The sequence below is a fragment of the Streptomyces antibioticus genome (genome assembly GCF_002019855.1).
Taxonomy (GTDB): domain Bacteria; phylum Actinomycetota; class Actinomycetes; order Streptomycetales; family Streptomycetaceae; genus Streptomyces; species Streptomyces antibioticus_B.
The window spans coordinates 1,199,956-1,214,573 of record NZ_CM007717.1 but is presented as its reverse complement, the minus strand read 5'-3'; the positions used below and the strand labels follow the sequence as shown (position 1 = coordinate 1,214,573).

Sequence of the window (14,618 nt, the reverse complement as noted above, 5' to 3'; positions counted from 1 at the left end):
CACAGATTGCTGAATCCAGGAAATCCTGAATCCAGTCGGGGGTCTCTGAATGAGGCGACAGTTGACCTTGGATGGCCGGCTGGCCCCCATGGCCGCTGCCCCGCTCAGTCTTGCCAGTGATCGGCGCGGGCGGGCGGTGGGGGGGCAACATGGCGGACAGCGGGCAGGACCTGGCCGACGCGCAGCGGCGGCACTGGCAGGAGACCTACACCGTCCACCCCGGCATGTATGGAGAACGGCCCTCCACTCCAGCAGTCCACGCCGCATCCGTGTTCCGTTCGGCCGGAGCGACGGACCTGCTGGAACTCGGCGCCGGGCACGGCCGCGACGCCCTGCACCGCCCACGGCGACGACATCTATGAATACGGCGGCTTCACCGTCCACTTCTCTCCCCCCCCGCGACCTGGTCGACGCCCTCGCCGAGGGGCTGGAACCTGGAGGAGGTCCACGCGTTCGAGGAAGGTGATCTGCCCCGCCGCCTGTGGCGCGTGACCCAGACCCTGCCCCGATGGCAGCGGGCCTGATCTGACCTTCCGGTCCGAGCTCGCGTTCAGCCCGCATCCTCGCTGCGTACACGGCGTGTTCGTCGCGGGATAGCTTGCCTGGGGCATGCTCTGGACGGCTTCCGTCCGGCGCCGACTGGCACCTCTGCCCTCGCTGCGCGGCCGAGTCTAGGCAGCCTCGCACCCCCGGCCGATGGGGCCATGGGCTCAGATATCGTCGGGCGTTATCGGAATTTGTAAGAGCGGCCTTGCCGCCGAGGAGTGTGCGCATGAGTAAGCCGTCGACCGCCAGCGGTGTCCCGGACGAGCTGCAGCGGCGGCTCGGCGTGACGGACGCCGTGGTGATCGGCCTCGGGTCGATGATCGGCGCGGGGATCTTCGTCGCCCTGGCCCCGGCGGCGCATGCTGCCGGCTCCGGGCTGCTGCTCGGTCTGGCACTAGCCGCCGTGGTCGCTTACTGCAACGCCACCTCCTCCGCGCGGCTGGCCGCCCGCTACCCGGCCTCGGGCGGCACCTACGTCTACGGCCGCGAACGGCTCGGCGAGTTCTGGGGTTACCTCGCGGGCTGGGGATTCATCGTCGGCAAGACCGCATCCTGCGCCGCGATGGCGCTCACTGTTGGCTCGTACGTCTGGCCAGGCCAGGCGCACGCGGTGGCGGTGGGCGCCGTAGTGGCACTGACCGCGGTCAACTACGCCGGGGTGCACAAGTCCGCACTCCTGACCCGCACCATCGTCGCCGTGGTCCTGGCCGTACTCGCCGCCGTGGTCGTCGCCGCCCTCACCTCCGAACAGGCGGACGCCGCCCGGCTGACCATCGGCTCGGACGCCGACTTCGGCGGCGTGCTCCAGGCAGCGGGCCTGCTGTTCTTCGCCTTCGCCGGGTACGCACGCATCGCCACGCTCGGCGAGGAAGTCCGCGACCCCGCGCACACCATCCCCCGCGCCATCCCGCTTGCGCTCGGCATCACCCTGGTCGTCTACGCCGCCGTCTCCATCGCCGTCCTGGCGGTGCTGGGACCGCAGCAGCTGGCAGACACCACGGCGCCGCTATCGGACGCCGTACGGGCCGCGGGCGCCGGCTGGTTGTCGCCCGTCGTACGTGTCGGGGCCGCCGTCGCCGCGCTCGGCTCGCTGCTGGCGCTGATCCTTGGCGTCTCCCGGACCACCCTGGCCATGGCCCGCGACCGGCACCTGCCGCACGCCCTGGCCGCCGTCCACCCTCGCTTCAAGGTGCCCCACCGCGCCGAGCTGGTGGTCGGCGCTGTGGTCGCCGTGGTGGCCGCGACGGCGGACGTGCGCGGGGCGATCGGTTTCTCTTCCTTCGGCGTGCTGGCCTACTACGCCATCGCCAACGCCTCGGCCTGGACCCTGTCCCCGGACGAGGGCCGCCCGCACCGTTTGATCCCGGTCCTCGGGTTGGCCGGGTGTCTGGTCCTGGCCTTCGCTCTGCCGCTGACCTCGGTGATCTCCGGGGCCACAGTGCTGGCCCTGGGCGCAGCCGCGTACGGCATCCGTCGCGCAGTCGCCGCCCGCCGGGAACGGTAGTCCCGTACGACACGCCTGCCGGCAGGGCGCAAAAGGACCGATGCCCTCATGCCCCGCGGGACCATGACCGGTACCCGATACTCCGAAGGCAGGGGGCATCCTGGTATGACTCGGCTCAGGACGTGGCAAGCGGCGCTGACCGGCACCACCGCGCCGGCGGCGGTGATCCTCATCCGCGTGTACGTCGGCGCGGTCTTCCTCTCCGAGGGGATCCTGAAGTTCCTCCGCCCGGAGCAACAGGGCGCCGGCCGGTTCGACAAGGCCGGCATCCTCGTCCCCGGTTTCCTCGCGCCCCTGGACGGGGCCTTCGAGATCGTCTGCGGGGTGCTGATCCTGGTCGGGTTGCTCACCCGGCTCGCCGCTGTGCCGATGCTGGTGAACATGCTCGGCGCGCTGATGATCACCAAGCTGCCGATCCTGTGGGGCGACGCCCCGCTGTTCACCGGTAAGTCCGGCTGGTGGGACTTCGCCCACGAATCCCGAACCGACCTCGCCCAGCTGTGCGGCAGTCTCTTCCTGCTCATCGTCGGGGCGGGCGCCTACTCCGTCGATGCCCGTCTGCACCGCGGCGTCGCTGCTCCGTCGGCCGAGGCGGAACCGGCACGCGGCTGAACGGTGCGACAGAGCCGAGCCGAGGTGGCGTCGCCGAGAACTTCGCAGGCTGCTTCTACCAGCTGCACCGACTGTGCATCCCCTGCTCCCGTGCCAGCCGCGCCAGCAGGGCGGCTTGCCGTCTAGGAACGGGTGCTGTTGGCCAGGAGCGGCAGGTCGTGGAGGAAGTCGTCAAGCGTGGTGCCGCTGGTGTAAATGACGTGAGCCTTGTCGTCGCTCGGCCAGAACGCAGCGACCTGGGCGCCGTGCGAGGAAGTGACCGTTCCGTCATGGTGGGTCTGCGGGTCCTCCACGGAGATTCCCAGGCTCAGGGCAGCCTTCTTGACCTGCTCCAGGTCCCCGGACAAGCCGGTGAAGTTCTTGCCGAAAGCAGCCAGCCAGCTTCCGAGCTTGTCGGGGGTGTCGCGAGCAGGGTCGGTGGTGATGAACACGACCCTGGTGTTCTCCTGGACCGCCGCAGGTTGCTTGGACAGCGCAACGGAGATGTCGCCCATGATCGTGGGGCACACGTCGGGGCAGTTGGTGTAGCCGAAGAAGATCAGCGTGGACTTCCCCGCCGTCTGCTCGCGCAGGTCGAACGGCTTGCCGCTGGTATCGGTCAGGAGCAGGTCGGGCTTGGCGAACGGGCTGGACAGCGCCGTGCCCCGGTAGGGAGAGCTGTTGGCCGCATCGACCTTCTGGTTCTCCTGCGCTGGCGTGTGGTGCGACGAGCCCGTGCCACAACCGGCGATCAGAGCAGAGGCCGCCAGCGCGAGCAGGATCGGAGGCAGGCGGCGAGCCAGGGTGCTACGAGTCATCGACGGGGATCCGATCGGGCTTCGGCGGTACGGCCCCGGCGGACGCGGGGGTGAGTGCAGGACGACGCTAGCGGACGGCCCGACATCGTTCCTCACGCGCCCCACTCCTTGTGGCCGGGCCTCCGGACGATCAAGTCGGGTTCAGTGGGCGGTTCCGTGATCAGCGTGACCGTCATTGCTGTCGGTCTGAGCGGTTGTGGCGGTGGTGTGGACCGTGAAGGCGGCGGTGCGGACGGTGCCTTGGTGCTTGAAGTCGAGGAAGAGCCGATAGGCGCCGTTGGTGGGCGCGGTGGCCATGAAGGAGACGGCGGGGCCGGGCTTGGTGGTGCCGTCGCCGGGTTCGCCTTCGGGGTGGACGTGGAGATAGGCGAGGTCGCCGGCGCGCAGCGCGACGAGGTGGCCGTATGCGCCGAGGTAGGGCTCGAGGTCGGTGACGGGCTTGCCGTCCTTGGTGACGTTCAGGGTCAGGTCGCTCATCTTGCCGGTGGTGAGGTTGCCGTCGAGGGTGACGGTGTAGCCGTCGATCTCGGCGGTGGCCTGCTGGGCGGGCAGCTCATGGGGCTGGTAGGTCCCGGAGACGGCGAGGTCGGTGCCGAGGGTCAGGGCGGTGGCGCCCTTCTTGGCGGGGGTGAAGTCGGCGAACACGCGGTAGTCGCCGGCCGCGGGCAGGTTGACGGGGGTGCTCCAGGTGCCGTCGCCGGCCCGTGTCGGGTGCAGGTGTCGGAAGGTGTTCAGGTCCCGTGAGGCGACGATGAGGTGCAGCTCCTTGTCGTGGGCCGTGGTGAAGTCGGTGACGGCCTTGCCCGCGTTGTCTTTGATGGCGAAGCGCAGGGACGACTCCTGGCCACCCGCCAGGCGAGGGGTCTGGAGGTCGAGGCTGTATCCGTCCTGGGAGACCTGCAGTCCGCTGGGCAGGGCCGTCGAATTTGGCGCGGCTTCCGTTTCGGTGTGTGTGGCGTGTTGCGCTGTGGCGGTCCGGTCCGTCAGCGGTTCGGTGACTGACCCGAGTGCGTAGGCGCTGGTGAAGGTTGCTGCGAGTGCGGCGCCGAAGAGTCCGATCTTGCCTGCGGTGTTCATGGTCTTCTCCCTGTCGCGTGATGCATCGAGGTGTTCGGAGTGCTGCTGGAGCACACCCCAACCATACCCCCCAGGGGTATCGATGCAACCTTGGGGAATGGTTGCATCGGATACGGGGTGGGGGTATACATGGATCCCATCGCCAATACCCCCCAGGGGTACAGTCACCCCGTCTGAGATTGCTGGAGAACCCCATGTCCTCGTCGTGCTGCTCCCCGAACAACACCTGCTCCTCCGGCTCCGCCGAGGGCACCGTCGCCCTGGAGGGCTTCCGTACCGTCTACACGGTCGCCGGGATGACCTGCGGCCACTGCAAGGCGACCCTCACCGACGCGATCGACGCGATCGACGGCGTGAGCAACGTCGAGGTCGACCTCGCTTCCGGCGAGGTCGCCGTGATCAGCGCGAACGCCCTGGACGACCAGGTGATCGCCGGCGTCGTCGACGACGCCGGCTACGAGTTGACCGGCCGCGCGGCCTGACCTCTTCCTCCCGCTCTGCCCGTCTGCCGCCGGGGCCCTCCCGGGCCCCGGCCGTCCGCCCGCACGAGGAGTTACGCATGACCACCACCGCAACCGGCGCCGCCGAGGTCGAGCTCGCCATCGGCGGCATGACCTGCGCCTCATGCGCGGCCCGGATCGAGAAGAAGCTCAACCGGATGGACGGCGTGACCGCCACGGTCAACTACGCCACGGAAAAGGCGAAGGTCACCTACGAAGGCGACGTCACCGTCGCAGACCTCATAGGCACCGTCGAGGCCACCGGCTACACCGCCCGCGAACCCGAACCGCCCAGAAGCGCGAGTCCCGTCGACAGCGACGGGGCTGCCGAGGCCGGGGCGGCGGACGAGCTGAGACCTCTTCGGCAGCGGCTGATCACTGCGCTCGTGCTGTCGGTGCCGGTGATTGCGATGGCGATGGTCCCGGCCCTGCAGTTCGACTACTGGCAGTGGCTCTCGCTGACTCTGGCGGCCCCGGTGGTCACCTACGCCGCCTGGCCGTTCCACAAGGCCGCGTTCACCAACGCCCGGCACGGCGCCGCCACCATGGACACCCTGATCTCGGTGGGCACTTCGGCGGCGTTCCTGTGGTCGCTGTGGGCCCTGTTCTTCGGCACGGCCGGCACACCCGGGATGACCCACCCGTTCGAGCTCACCATCGCCCGCAGCGACGGCTCCGGGAACATCTACCTCGAGGCCGCCGCCGGCGTCACCGCCTTCATCCTCGCCGGCCGCTACTTCGAGGCCCGCTCCAAGCGGAAGGCCGGCGCCGCGCTGAAGGCGCTGCTCGAGCTCGGCGCGAAGGACGTCACTGTCCTGCGCAATGGCCGCGAGGAGCGCATTCCCACCGCCGAACTGCAGGTCGGCGACCGGTTCGTGGTCCGCCCCGGTGAGAAGATCGCCACCGACGGCGTGGTGGTCGAGGGGGCCTCGGCCGTGGACGCCTCGATGCTCACCGGTGAGTCCGTACCCGTGGAGGTCGGTGCGGGCGACAGCGCCACCGGCGCCACCCTCAACGCCGGCGGCCGGCTGGTCATCGAAGCAACCCGCGTCGGCGCCGACACCCAGCTCGCCCGGATGGCCAAGCTCGTCGAGGACGCGCAGAACGGCAAGGCCGCCGCCCAGCGCCTCGCCGACAAGATCTCCGCCGTGTTCGTCCCCGTCGTGATCGCACTGGCGCTCGCCACCCTCGGATTCTGGCTCGGCAACGGCGCTGGCTGGACCGCCGCGTTCACCGCCGCAGTGGCCGTACTGATCATCGCCTGCCCCTGCGCCCTGGGCCTCGCCACGCCCACCGCGCTGATGGTCGGCACCGGCCGCGGCGCCCAGCTCGGCATCCTCATCAAGGGACCCGAAGCCCTGGAATCCACCCGCAAGGTCGACACGATCGTCCTGGACAAGACCGGCACCGTCACCACCGGCAAGATGACCCTCCTCGCCGTCCACACCGCCGACGGCGCGGACGAGACCGAGGTGCTGCGCCTGGCGGGCGCCTTGGAGCACGCCTCCGAGCACCCCATCGCCCAGGCCGTAGCAGCCGGTGCCGCCGCCAAGGTGGCGCCCCTGCCCACTCCGGAGGACTTCGCCAACATCGCCGGCCTCGGTGTCCAGGGCATCGTCGACGGCCACGCCGTCCTCGTCGGCCGAGAGAAGCTGCTCGCCGAATGGGCGATCGAACTGCCCGCCGCCCTCAAGGAAGCGAAGGCCGCGGCTGAGGCAGCCGGGCGGACCGTGATCGCGGTGGCCTGGGACGGCGAGGCCCGCGCGGTCCTGGAGGTCGCCGACGCGGTCAAGGACACCAGCGCCGAAGCCATCACCCGCCTCAAGGCCCTCGGGCTGACCCCGATCCTGCTGACCGGCGACAACAAAGCCGTCGCCGAAGCGGTCGCCGCCGAGGTCGGCGTCGACCAGGTCATCGCCGAGGTCATGCCCGAGGACAAGGTCGACGTCGTCAAGCGCCTCCAGGCCGAAGGACGCAGCGTCGCCATGGTCGGCGACGGGGTCAACGACGCCGCCGCCCTCGCCCAGGCCGACCTCGGGCTCGCCATGGGCACCGGCACCGACGCCGCCATCGAAGCCGGCGACCTGACCCTGGTCCGCGGCGACCTGAGGGCAGCGGCCGACGCGATCCGGCTGTCCCGCAAGACGCTGGGCACCATCAAGTCCAACCTGTTCTGGGCCTTCGGCTACAACGTCGCCGCCCTCCCGCTCGCTGCTGCGGGCCTGCTCAACCCGATGATCGCCGGAGCCGCGATGGCCTTCTCCTCGGTCTTCGTCGTCGGCAACTCCCTGCGCCTGCGCTCCTTCCGCGCCGCCGCCTGACCCCGCACCGCCGAAGGCGCCCCCGCCACTGGCGGGGGCGTCTTCATTCATAGACCTGCTGCGGAACACTTCGGCACCACCCCTCGTTACATCTATACCCCCCAGGGGTAACTAGGCTGATGGAAGGAAGGGATCGCCGTGCACGGCTACACCGCCAACAAGGACGACATCCTCAAGCGCCTGCGCCGCATCGAAGGTCAGGTGCGTGGCTTGCAGCGCCTGGTCGAGGAGGACACGTACTGCATCGACGTCCTCACCCAGGTCAGCGCCACCACCAAAGCCCTGCAGTCCTTCGGGCTCACCATGCTGGAGGATCATCTCCACTCCTGCGTCGCCGACGCCATCGCGGAAGGCGGCGACGAAGCCCGCGACAAGGTCCAAGAAGCCTCCCAGGCCATTGCCCGCATGGTTCGCACCTGACGGCCTCAGCCGCCCGCGATCTCCTCGCGTACGGCGGTGACCAGCCACGAGCTGCTGCGCAGCCACACGGCCCCGGCGCTCTCGTAGGGGCGTAGCGCGTCGATCAGTGCCCGTCGGGCCTGCTCCTGGGTGTCGGGTGTGACCTGGCTGAGCAGGTGGCGGCCGGGGCCGGAGTCGAGCAGGAAGGCCGCGGCGTCCTCGGCGTCCTTCCCCCAGTTCCCGGCGGCTTCCACGCGCTCCACGCGGGCGTCCTCGAACCCGGCGGAGGCCAGGAGGGCGAGGGTGTGGTCGGGGTCGGTGAGCGAGAACATGCCCGGCCCGCCGGGTGCGCCGAAGCCTCCGAGCGGCAGGATGCCGTTCAGTGAGGCCAGCGCTTGGAGCCATTCGTTGGCCTCAGCTTCCGCCGCGCAGATGAACGCCAGCCGTCCACCCGGGCGCAGCGCGCGCCGGATGTTGGCGAAGGCGGCGACCGGGTCCGCGAAGAACGTGATGCCGTAGCGGCTGATGGCCGCATCGAAGGCCCCGGGCTCGAACGGGTGGACCTGTGCATCGCCTTGCATGAAGGACACGTTGTGCACCCCCTCGAGTTCCGCGCTCGCCCCGGCCCGCTCGAGCATCGGACCCGACAGGTCCAGCCCCAGGGCCCGGCCCTCACCAGCCCGTTGGGCGGCCAGGCGCGTCGTGCGGCCGGCTCCGCAGCCGATGTCCAGCACGTGATCGGTTGCCGAGATCGCCGCGGCGTCCAGGAGGGGCTGGTTGAAGCCGTCGTTGACGGCGTCCCAGCGTTCCTGGCTGCGGGCCCACTGCTCACCCTCATAGCCGTTCCACGCCTCGGCCTGCGCGGTGTTGATGAATTGACCCATGGGTGAACTCCCTCCCGCCGGAGTGCGGCACAGCACTCCGGCCCTAGTATGGGCAAGTGCCCAAACAGTATGGGCGTTCGCCCATACTTTCAATGGGCTTGGCGGAAGGGGCTGTTGTGTCACCTCGTGGAGTGGCGATTCCCGACTTGCGCGAGCGGCTGTTCGCGGCCGCGGAGCGCGTGGTGGCCCGCGACGGTGCGGCTGCCCTGACCAGCCGCGCGATCACTGCGGAGGCGGACTGCGGCAAGGGCGTCCTGCACACGCACTTCGCCGGGCTGGACGAGTTCGTCGCCGAGCTGGTCCTGGACCGGTTCGCGCGCAGCGCCCGCCAGGCCGGGGCGCTGGAGGGAAAGGTGGGGCAGGCCACGGTGGCGGCCAATCTTCAGGGCATCGTTCTCGCCCTGCTGGAGGCCCTGCCTCCGGCGGTGGTGGGGCTGGCGATGACCCGCCCGGTGGCCGCGCTGCATACACGGGAGGGCTTTCAGGCCGGCGCGCCCGCGTTCGATGCGATCCAGCACGCCTTCACCGTTTACCTGCAGGCGGAGCAGCGCGGCGGCCGGCTGCCCGCCGACGCCGACGCTGCCACCATCGCGCTCGCGCTCGTCGGCACGATTCACCACCTGCTGATGACACGCGTCCCCGGACGCGGAGACGATCCGAAGGTGATCACGGAGCGGCTGCTGGCCGTTCTGCTCGGTGGTGCCGGGCAGCCGCCGGTGGTGTGATCCGCGGGGTCAGTGCCCGTGGCCGTCGTTGTGGGGCTTCTCGGCCGGGGGAGTGGCGGGAGCGGTACGTGTCGGTGCTGACGGCTGGGTCTGCGGTGCGGGCTGCGTGCTGCCGGTGACGGTCGGTTCCTCCTGGTGGGTCTCGCTCTCGCCCGAGTCGGTGCCGTGGCTGTGGCCGCCGCCCGATTCCGGAGCCATGGAGGAGGCGACGTAGCGGAGGCCGGCGAAGGCGGCGAGGGCTGTGATGAGGACGGCGAGTCCGGCCAGGCCGAAGATGCGCCGCCACGAGACGTGTTCGTCCTTGATCACGTAGGCGATGAAGGAGAGCAGGATGCCGGCGGGGATGAGGGTGGCGGCGCGAGTGGGGAAGTCCTCGAAGTGCTGGAGGCCGCCGCTGAGCATGCCGATGCCGAAGGAGAGCAGCAGGGAGGCGCCCATGATGCCCGCCACCTGCTTGAACGTCGGCTTGCGGCGAGTGAGCAGGAATTCGTTCAGGGCGGTTGCGGCGAGGAAGACCAGGACGCCGTAGAGAGCGATGCGGGTGTAGCGGGCGGGGTCGAGGGGGTGGTGGACCACGGCGCCGCTGATCAGGCCGGCGCCGACGAAGTAGCCGACGTATCCGAGGTACCTGGCCAGGAGGGCTTTGCGGCGGGAGCGGGCCTCCCGGATTGCCGTACGGCCTGTCGGCGGGGGTTCGGTGGCAGGCGCGGCCGGGGTTGGGTCGGCGATCTGGGTGGGTGTCACGGGGAACTCCTTGGCGGATGTACGGGTGCAGGCACGCCGAGGCGGCGACGGTCGCGTCGCGGGTCATGGCAGGAGCGAATGCCGGAGGGCAGGCTGCACCGGGCCCGGCCCCGGTACGGGGGCGGGCAGGGTTACGTGTGTGCGGGCAGCGCGAGCTCGCCGACGGCGTGTAGGGGCGCCGGGAGCTTGGGGTGGTCTAAATGCGCAGGATTGCTGTCGTGCCTGGCGGACGTGAGCTGCCCGAGGCAGGCGCAGGAACCGGGTTCGCGTCCGGGGCTGCAGCAGGCACCGCGGGCAGGACCTGCGTCAGGGCGTGCTCGGCGGGAGGGGCCAGCGTTGGCTGCTGCGGCGGCGCGCTGGTGGCGCACTCCTCGGCGGAGTGGGACGAGCCGTGCCCCTCGCCGTGATGGTCGTCCGAGGTGCTCTCGGTGACCGCCAGATCGACGCCCGGGGTGAGGACGTCCGCGGCAGTGTCGGTGTGGCCGCGGACGCCGTCGAGGCTGACGCCGTGCGAGTAGAGGAAGGCGAACACCAGCAGGGCCACCAGCAGCACGCATCGCGGGCCCGCGAGGATGCGGGTCCGCAGTGTGGAGGTACGGGGCCGGGCCGGGTTCACGCCGCGATCCTAGCCTCGGCCCCGTGCCGGTTTGCAGGGTGGGCCCTGCAGGATTCACTCCGATAGGTGATCTTGAAGCTGGCTCCGGAGATGTCAGTGCCCTGTGTTCGTCAGGCCCGGCCGGTGCACGACGGTCCATGTGCGGCCGCCGTCCTTGGACTCGTAGACAGCGTCGTTCGTGTCGGCGGCCAGCAGGTGGGTGGGGCTTGCCGCGGACAGTACGGCGGGCTGCGCGTCCTGGGGGAGGCGGCCGCGTTCGGTCCAGGATGTACCGTCGCCGCCGGCCAGGACTCTGCCGTCGGGCGCGAGGGCGATCAGCTGGTCAGGGGCGGGGCGCTCCACGGCTGCCAGGGCGGGGGCGCCGGGGACCGGCTGGAAGCTTGTGCCTCCGTCGGTGCTGTGCAGCAGCCCGTCGCGGGTAGACGCCCACACTTCCTGCGGTGCCCCCGGGTGGGCGGCGAGATCGCCGCCCGGGATCTTCGCGCGCCGTTCCCAGGTGGCGCCGGCGTCCTTGCTGGCCCAGATCTGCGAGGTCTGGCTGTCGAGGCCGTAGACGATTTCGCCGGCCTGCTGGAGTGAGTGGAAGTCGGCCTCGCCTCCGGCGGAGACGGTGGTCCAGGTCTGTCCGGCGTCGGTGCTGCGGATCAGGCCCAGGTGCGGAGAGGTCGCCGTCGGGTCGGTGGGGGAGGGGTGGCCGCTGGCGAGGAAGGTGCGAGGGCCGGTGACGGTGAAGCCCATCGTGTCCTGGTAGCGGTCGGCGATCCGTACGGCACCGGTGGGGCCGAGTCGGAAGACGCCGAGGTGTCCGGCCGCGTAGAGGCTGCCGTCGGCGGGGTCCACGCCGAGACCGTGGAGGTGCCCCGTTCCCGGGTCGGGGTCGCCGGCCTTGGTCGCGGCGGGCTGTGGGTCAGTGGTCGAGCACGCGGTCAGCAGTAGGGCGCCGGCCGCCGCGCCGGCCGCGAGTGCGGGTATGCGGAAGCGGATGGTCATGTGTGAGGTCCAGAACGCTTGAGGGGAGGCTGGTCGGCGGGGTGCGGGCAATCGTTGCCGCCTGCCCGCACCGGGGTGTGCTGATGCAGGTCAGCTCTTGCCGAGGAGGGTGTTCATCTGGGCGATCTCCGCGCTCTGGGAGGTGATGATCGCTCCGGCCATGTCCTTGGCGGGCTGGTACGTCCCGTCGGACTGCTCGGTCTTGGCCATGGCGACGGCGCCCTCGTGGTGCTTGACCATCATCGTCAGGAAGGCGGTGTCGAACGCCTTGCCGGAGGAGGATTCCAGCTGCTTCATCTCCTCGGCCGACATCATTCCGGACATGTCGTGCCCGCCGTGGCCCTGGCCCTCGGCCGGGACCTGCTCGCCCCACGAGGTGAGCCAGCCGGAGAGCGTCTTGATCTCGGGGTCCTGGGCCTTCTTGATCTCGCCGGCGAGCTTCTTCACGTCGGCGGACTCGGCGCGGGTCGCGGCGAGGTCGGCCATCTCGATGGCCTGACGGTGGTGGGGGATCATCCCCTGGGCGAACGTCACGTCGGCGGCGTTGTGGTCGCCCTGCTGCGCCGGGGCGGAGGCGGCCGGGGAGGCAGTGTTCTGGTCGCTGCTGGCCGAACCGGTGTCGTCGCCGTTCCCGCCGCAGGCGGCGAGAACGAGGGCGGCGGTGGCGGCCGCGGCCACGGCGGTGGCGCGGCGGATCGGGGAACGCTTGGTGGTCATGGTGGTGCAACTCCTGCTGTGAGGCACGCGCGGATGCGGACGTGCTGAGGGAAGGGCGGGGCTGAGGGGCAAGGTCACCGGCCGCCTGAGGGCCGGGCATGCCGGGGCCGCCCTATATGCGCAGGAGTTGCAGTTCACTCAGTGACGGTGGGGCCCGTCCGCAGGCGGTGGCGTCGGGGATGATCCCGTGCGCGAGGACCGCCTCGACGTCGATGGTGCCGGGCAGGACCGCGGGGGCGGGCAGGACAGGTGCGCCGGCCGTGCCGGCGGCCGCGCACGTCGCATCGGCGTGCTCGGCATGCCCGCCGCGTCCGCCGTCGACCGGATCACCGGCGTGAACGCAGCCGTCATGGCACGGAGCATCGGAGGCGGCCTTTTCGTGGCCGGCGGCCGACGCTTGGTGGGAACTGGCCGCCGCGTGGGCGCCCGCCGGGACGGAAGCGCCCGGCCCCAGGCCATGCATGGCCACCAGCCCCGCGAGTACGGCGAGGACGAGGAGCAGGTACGAGCGCAGCCCGAAGGGCTTCATCGCTCGCTTCACCTGGACGTCCATGTCCGCATCGTAAGCGGCCTCATCCGCGGGCGGCGAGGCGAGGTCAGCTGTCTGCCCATTGATGAATACCCCTGGGGGGTATAACGTTCGTGCGGTCGAAGACATACCCCAAGGGGGTATGTGTGGACTCTGTCTTGGGAGCGGTCATGCCAACCCTCAATCCGCGTCGCTGGTGGGCCCTCGGGGTGCTCGCCGCCGCACAGTTCATGGTGATCATGGACACGTCGATCATCGGCGTGGCGCTGCCTGAGATGCAGCGCGACCTGGGGTTCTCCCAGGGTGATCTGCAGTGGGTGTTCAACGCGTACGTCATCGCCTTCGGCGGACTCCTCCTTCTGGGCGGCCGTCTCTCCGACCTGCTGGGGGCCCGGCAGGTCTTCGTGGCCGGCTGGGGCGTCCTGATCGCCGGTTCCGTCGTGGCGGCGGCCGCGACCACGGCGTGGGTCGAGGTCGCCGGACGCGCGGTACAGGGTGTCGGCGGCGCTCTCATCGCACCGGCCTCGATGACCCTGCTGATGATGCTCTTCGGTCACAACCCCAAGGAGCTGGGCAAGGCCCTGGCCCTGTACGGCGCCGCGGCCCCGGCCGGCGGCACAGCGGGAGTGTTCCTGGGCGGGGTGTTCACCGAGTGGGCCAGCTGGCCGTGGGTGTTCATCATCTACGTCCCCATCGGCATCGCCACCCTCCTCGCCACCGGTGTGCTGCCGGCCGTCGCAGCCCGCCGCGGCGGTGGCGTGGACGTCCTCGGCGCTGCCGCCGTCACCGCGGGCCTCGCGCTCACCGTCTTCGCCGTGGTCCGCGCGCCGGAAACGGGCTGGGGCGCCCCTCAGACGCTGGTCGAGCTGATCCTCGGCCTGGCCCTGCTGGCCGTGTTCGTCCTGATCCAGCGTTCGGTGAAGTCACCGCTCATGCCACTCGCCATCTGGCGCACCCCCGGCCTCGGCGTCTCCAACCTCGCGATGGCGCTGCTCGGGGCGGCCTGGATCCCGATGTGGTACTTCCTCAACCTCTACCTCCAGCAGGTGCTCGGCTACGGCGCCTTCGCCTCCGGAGCGGCGCTGCTGCCCATGACCGGCCTGCTGATGCTCCTCATGACCACTGTCACCGCGCGCCTTCTTGGCCGCTTCGGCCCCAAGCCGCTGATCACTGGCGGCCTGCTGGTCCTGGCCGCCGGCCTCGTGTGGCTGTCAGCGGCGCGCCCGACCGGCTCCTTCGTCGTCGACGTCCTTCCCGCCTCCCTGGTGGCCGCGCTCGGCATGGCCCTGGCCTACATCCCGACCCTGATGTCGGCCATGGCAGGCGCCCCGCAGGAACAGGCCGGCCTCGCCTCCGGCATCGTCAACACCACCTACCAGGTCGGGTCCGCCCTCGGTCTCGCCGCCCTGACCGCACTCGCCACCTCGCAGGGCGCAGGGGCACTCGGCGACCTGCCCGCCCTGACCGACGGGTTCAGCGCCGCGTTCCTGGCCGCCGCAGGCATCGCGGCCGCCGGCGCCCTGGCCACCCTGACGTTGATGCGGGGCAAGTCGCAGGGCGGGTCGGCCGACGAGGCGGCCAGCCTGGGTGAGGCAGCAGTGCAGCCCGAGCGCGCCACCAACTGACCGCAAGGAAAAGGAGATGAAGGCCCGCCGGA

Annotated in this window: 16 protein-coding genes; 8 read left to right on the top strand and 8 right to left on the bottom strand. The window is 70.6% G+C overall.

What is annotated here, in order from left to right:
- The first annotated feature begins 149 nt into the window (after window positions 1-149).
- From AFM16_RS39875 to AFM16_RS05415, 3 genes are all read left to right on the top strand, one after another.
- Entirely contained in the window at window positions 150-362 is a 213-nt protein-coding gene (locus AFM16_RS39875) for a hypothetical protein (protein ID WP_234378474.1), read from the top strand.
- Between the two features lie 410 nt (window positions 363-772).
- Entirely contained in the window at window positions 773-2,050 is a 1,278-nt protein-coding gene (locus tag AFM16_RS05420; protein WP_053625522.1) for an APC family permease, read from the top strand.
- 105 nt (window positions 2,051-2,155) lie between these two features.
- Window positions 2,156-2,662, top strand: coding sequence for a DoxX family protein (locus AFM16_RS05415; RefSeq protein ID WP_053625521.1), 507 nt, complete (start codon window positions 2,156-2,158; stop codon window positions 2,660-2,662).
- A gap of 122 nt (window positions 2,663-2,784) precedes the next feature.
- On the opposite strand, the gene AFM16_RS05410 is transcribed toward AFM16_RS05415, so the two are convergent.
- Complete coding sequence (locus AFM16_RS05410; RefSeq protein ID WP_053625520.1) at window positions 2,785-3,459, bottom strand: SCO family protein; 675 nt, start codon at window positions 3,457-3,459, stop codon at window positions 2,785-2,787.
- Between the two features lie 141 nt (window positions 3,460-3,600).
- On the bottom strand, window positions 3,601-4,536 hold the full coding sequence (locus tag AFM16_RS05405; protein ID WP_053625519.1) for a DUF8832 domain-containing protein: 936 nt from the start codon (window positions 4,534-4,536) through the stop codon (window positions 3,601-3,603).
- A 194-nt stretch (window positions 4,537-4,730) separates the two neighbouring features.
- Here AFM16_RS05405 and AFM16_RS05400 point away from each other — a divergent pair, with 194 nt between their 5' ends.
- The 3 genes from AFM16_RS05400 (at window position 4,731) to AFM16_RS05390 (ending at window position 7,777) form a co-directional block, all read left to right on the top strand.
- Window positions 4,731-5,018, top strand: coding sequence for a heavy-metal-associated domain-containing protein (locus AFM16_RS05400; protein WP_053625518.1), 288 nt, complete (start codon window positions 4,731-4,733; stop codon window positions 5,016-5,018).
- 77 nt (window positions 5,019-5,095) lie between these two features.
- Complete coding sequence (locus AFM16_RS05395; RefSeq protein WP_053625517.1) at window positions 5,096-7,357, top strand: heavy metal translocating P-type ATPase; 2,262 nt, start codon at window positions 5,096-5,098, stop codon at window positions 7,355-7,357.
- A 132-nt stretch (window positions 7,358-7,489) separates the two neighbouring features.
- Window positions 7,490-7,777, top strand: a complete 288-nt coding sequence (locus AFM16_RS05390; RefSeq protein ID WP_280921906.1) for a metal-sensitive transcriptional regulator — start codon at window positions 7,490-7,492, stop codon at window positions 7,775-7,777.
- Window positions 7,778-7,782: 5 nt separating this feature from the next.
- Here AFM16_RS05390 and AFM16_RS05385 read toward each other — a convergent pair whose 3' ends face one another.
- Window positions 7,783-8,640 carry a class I SAM-dependent methyltransferase gene (locus AFM16_RS05385; protein WP_053625515.1) on the bottom strand — a complete coding sequence of 286 codons (858 nt, stop codon included), beginning with the start codon at window positions 8,638-8,640 and terminating at the stop codon, window positions 7,783-7,785.
- Between the two features lie 116 nt (window positions 8,641-8,756).
- Here AFM16_RS05385 and AFM16_RS05380 point away from each other — a divergent pair, with 116 nt between their 5' ends.
- Window positions 8,757-9,365, top strand: a complete 609-nt coding sequence (locus AFM16_RS05380) for a TetR/AcrR family transcriptional regulator (RefSeq protein WP_078632628.1) — start codon at window positions 8,757-8,759, stop codon at window positions 9,363-9,365.
- Window positions 9,366-9,374: 9 nt separating this feature from the next.
- Here AFM16_RS05380 and AFM16_RS05375 read toward each other — a convergent pair whose 3' ends face one another.
- The 5 genes from AFM16_RS05375 to AFM16_RS05355 all read right to left on the bottom strand — a co-directional run bounded on the left by AFM16_RS05375 (window position 9,375) and on the right by AFM16_RS05355 (window position 12,985).
- A complete protein-coding gene (locus AFM16_RS05375) occupies window positions 9,375-10,109 on the bottom strand; it encodes an ABC transporter permease (RefSeq protein ID WP_053625513.1) in 735 nt (244 codons plus the stop codon).
- A gap of 196 nt (window positions 10,110-10,305) precedes the next feature.
- On the bottom strand, window positions 10,306-10,725 hold the full coding sequence (locus tag AFM16_RS05370; RefSeq protein WP_053672555.1) for a hypothetical protein: 420 nt from the start codon (window positions 10,723-10,725) through the stop codon (window positions 10,306-10,308).
- A 93-nt stretch (window positions 10,726-10,818) separates the two neighbouring features.
- Complete coding sequence (locus AFM16_RS05365; protein ID WP_053625511.1) at window positions 10,819-11,715, bottom strand: F510_1955 family glycosylhydrolase; 897 nt, start codon at window positions 11,713-11,715, stop codon at window positions 10,819-10,821.
- Window positions 11,716-11,805: 90 nt separating this feature from the next.
- A complete protein-coding gene (locus AFM16_RS05360) occupies window positions 11,806-12,432 on the bottom strand; it encodes a DUF305 domain-containing protein (RefSeq protein ID WP_053625510.1) in 627 nt (208 codons plus the stop codon).
- Window positions 12,433-12,544: 112 nt separating this feature from the next.
- The gene (locus tag AFM16_RS05355) at window positions 12,545-12,985 is read right to left on the bottom strand and encodes a DUF6153 family protein (protein WP_053625509.1); all 441 of its coding nucleotides are present in this window, start codon (window positions 12,983-12,985) and stop codon (window positions 12,545-12,547) included.
- A gap of 146 nt (window positions 12,986-13,131) precedes the next feature.
- Here AFM16_RS05355 and AFM16_RS05350 point away from each other — a divergent pair, with 146 nt between their 5' ends.
- Window positions 13,132-14,586 (top strand): MFS transporter, encoded by a 1,455-nt coding sequence (locus tag AFM16_RS05350; RefSeq protein ID WP_053625508.1) that lies wholly within the window; start codon window positions 13,132-13,134, stop codon window positions 14,584-14,586.
- The last annotated feature ends 32 nt before the right edge of the window (window positions 14,587-14,618 follow it).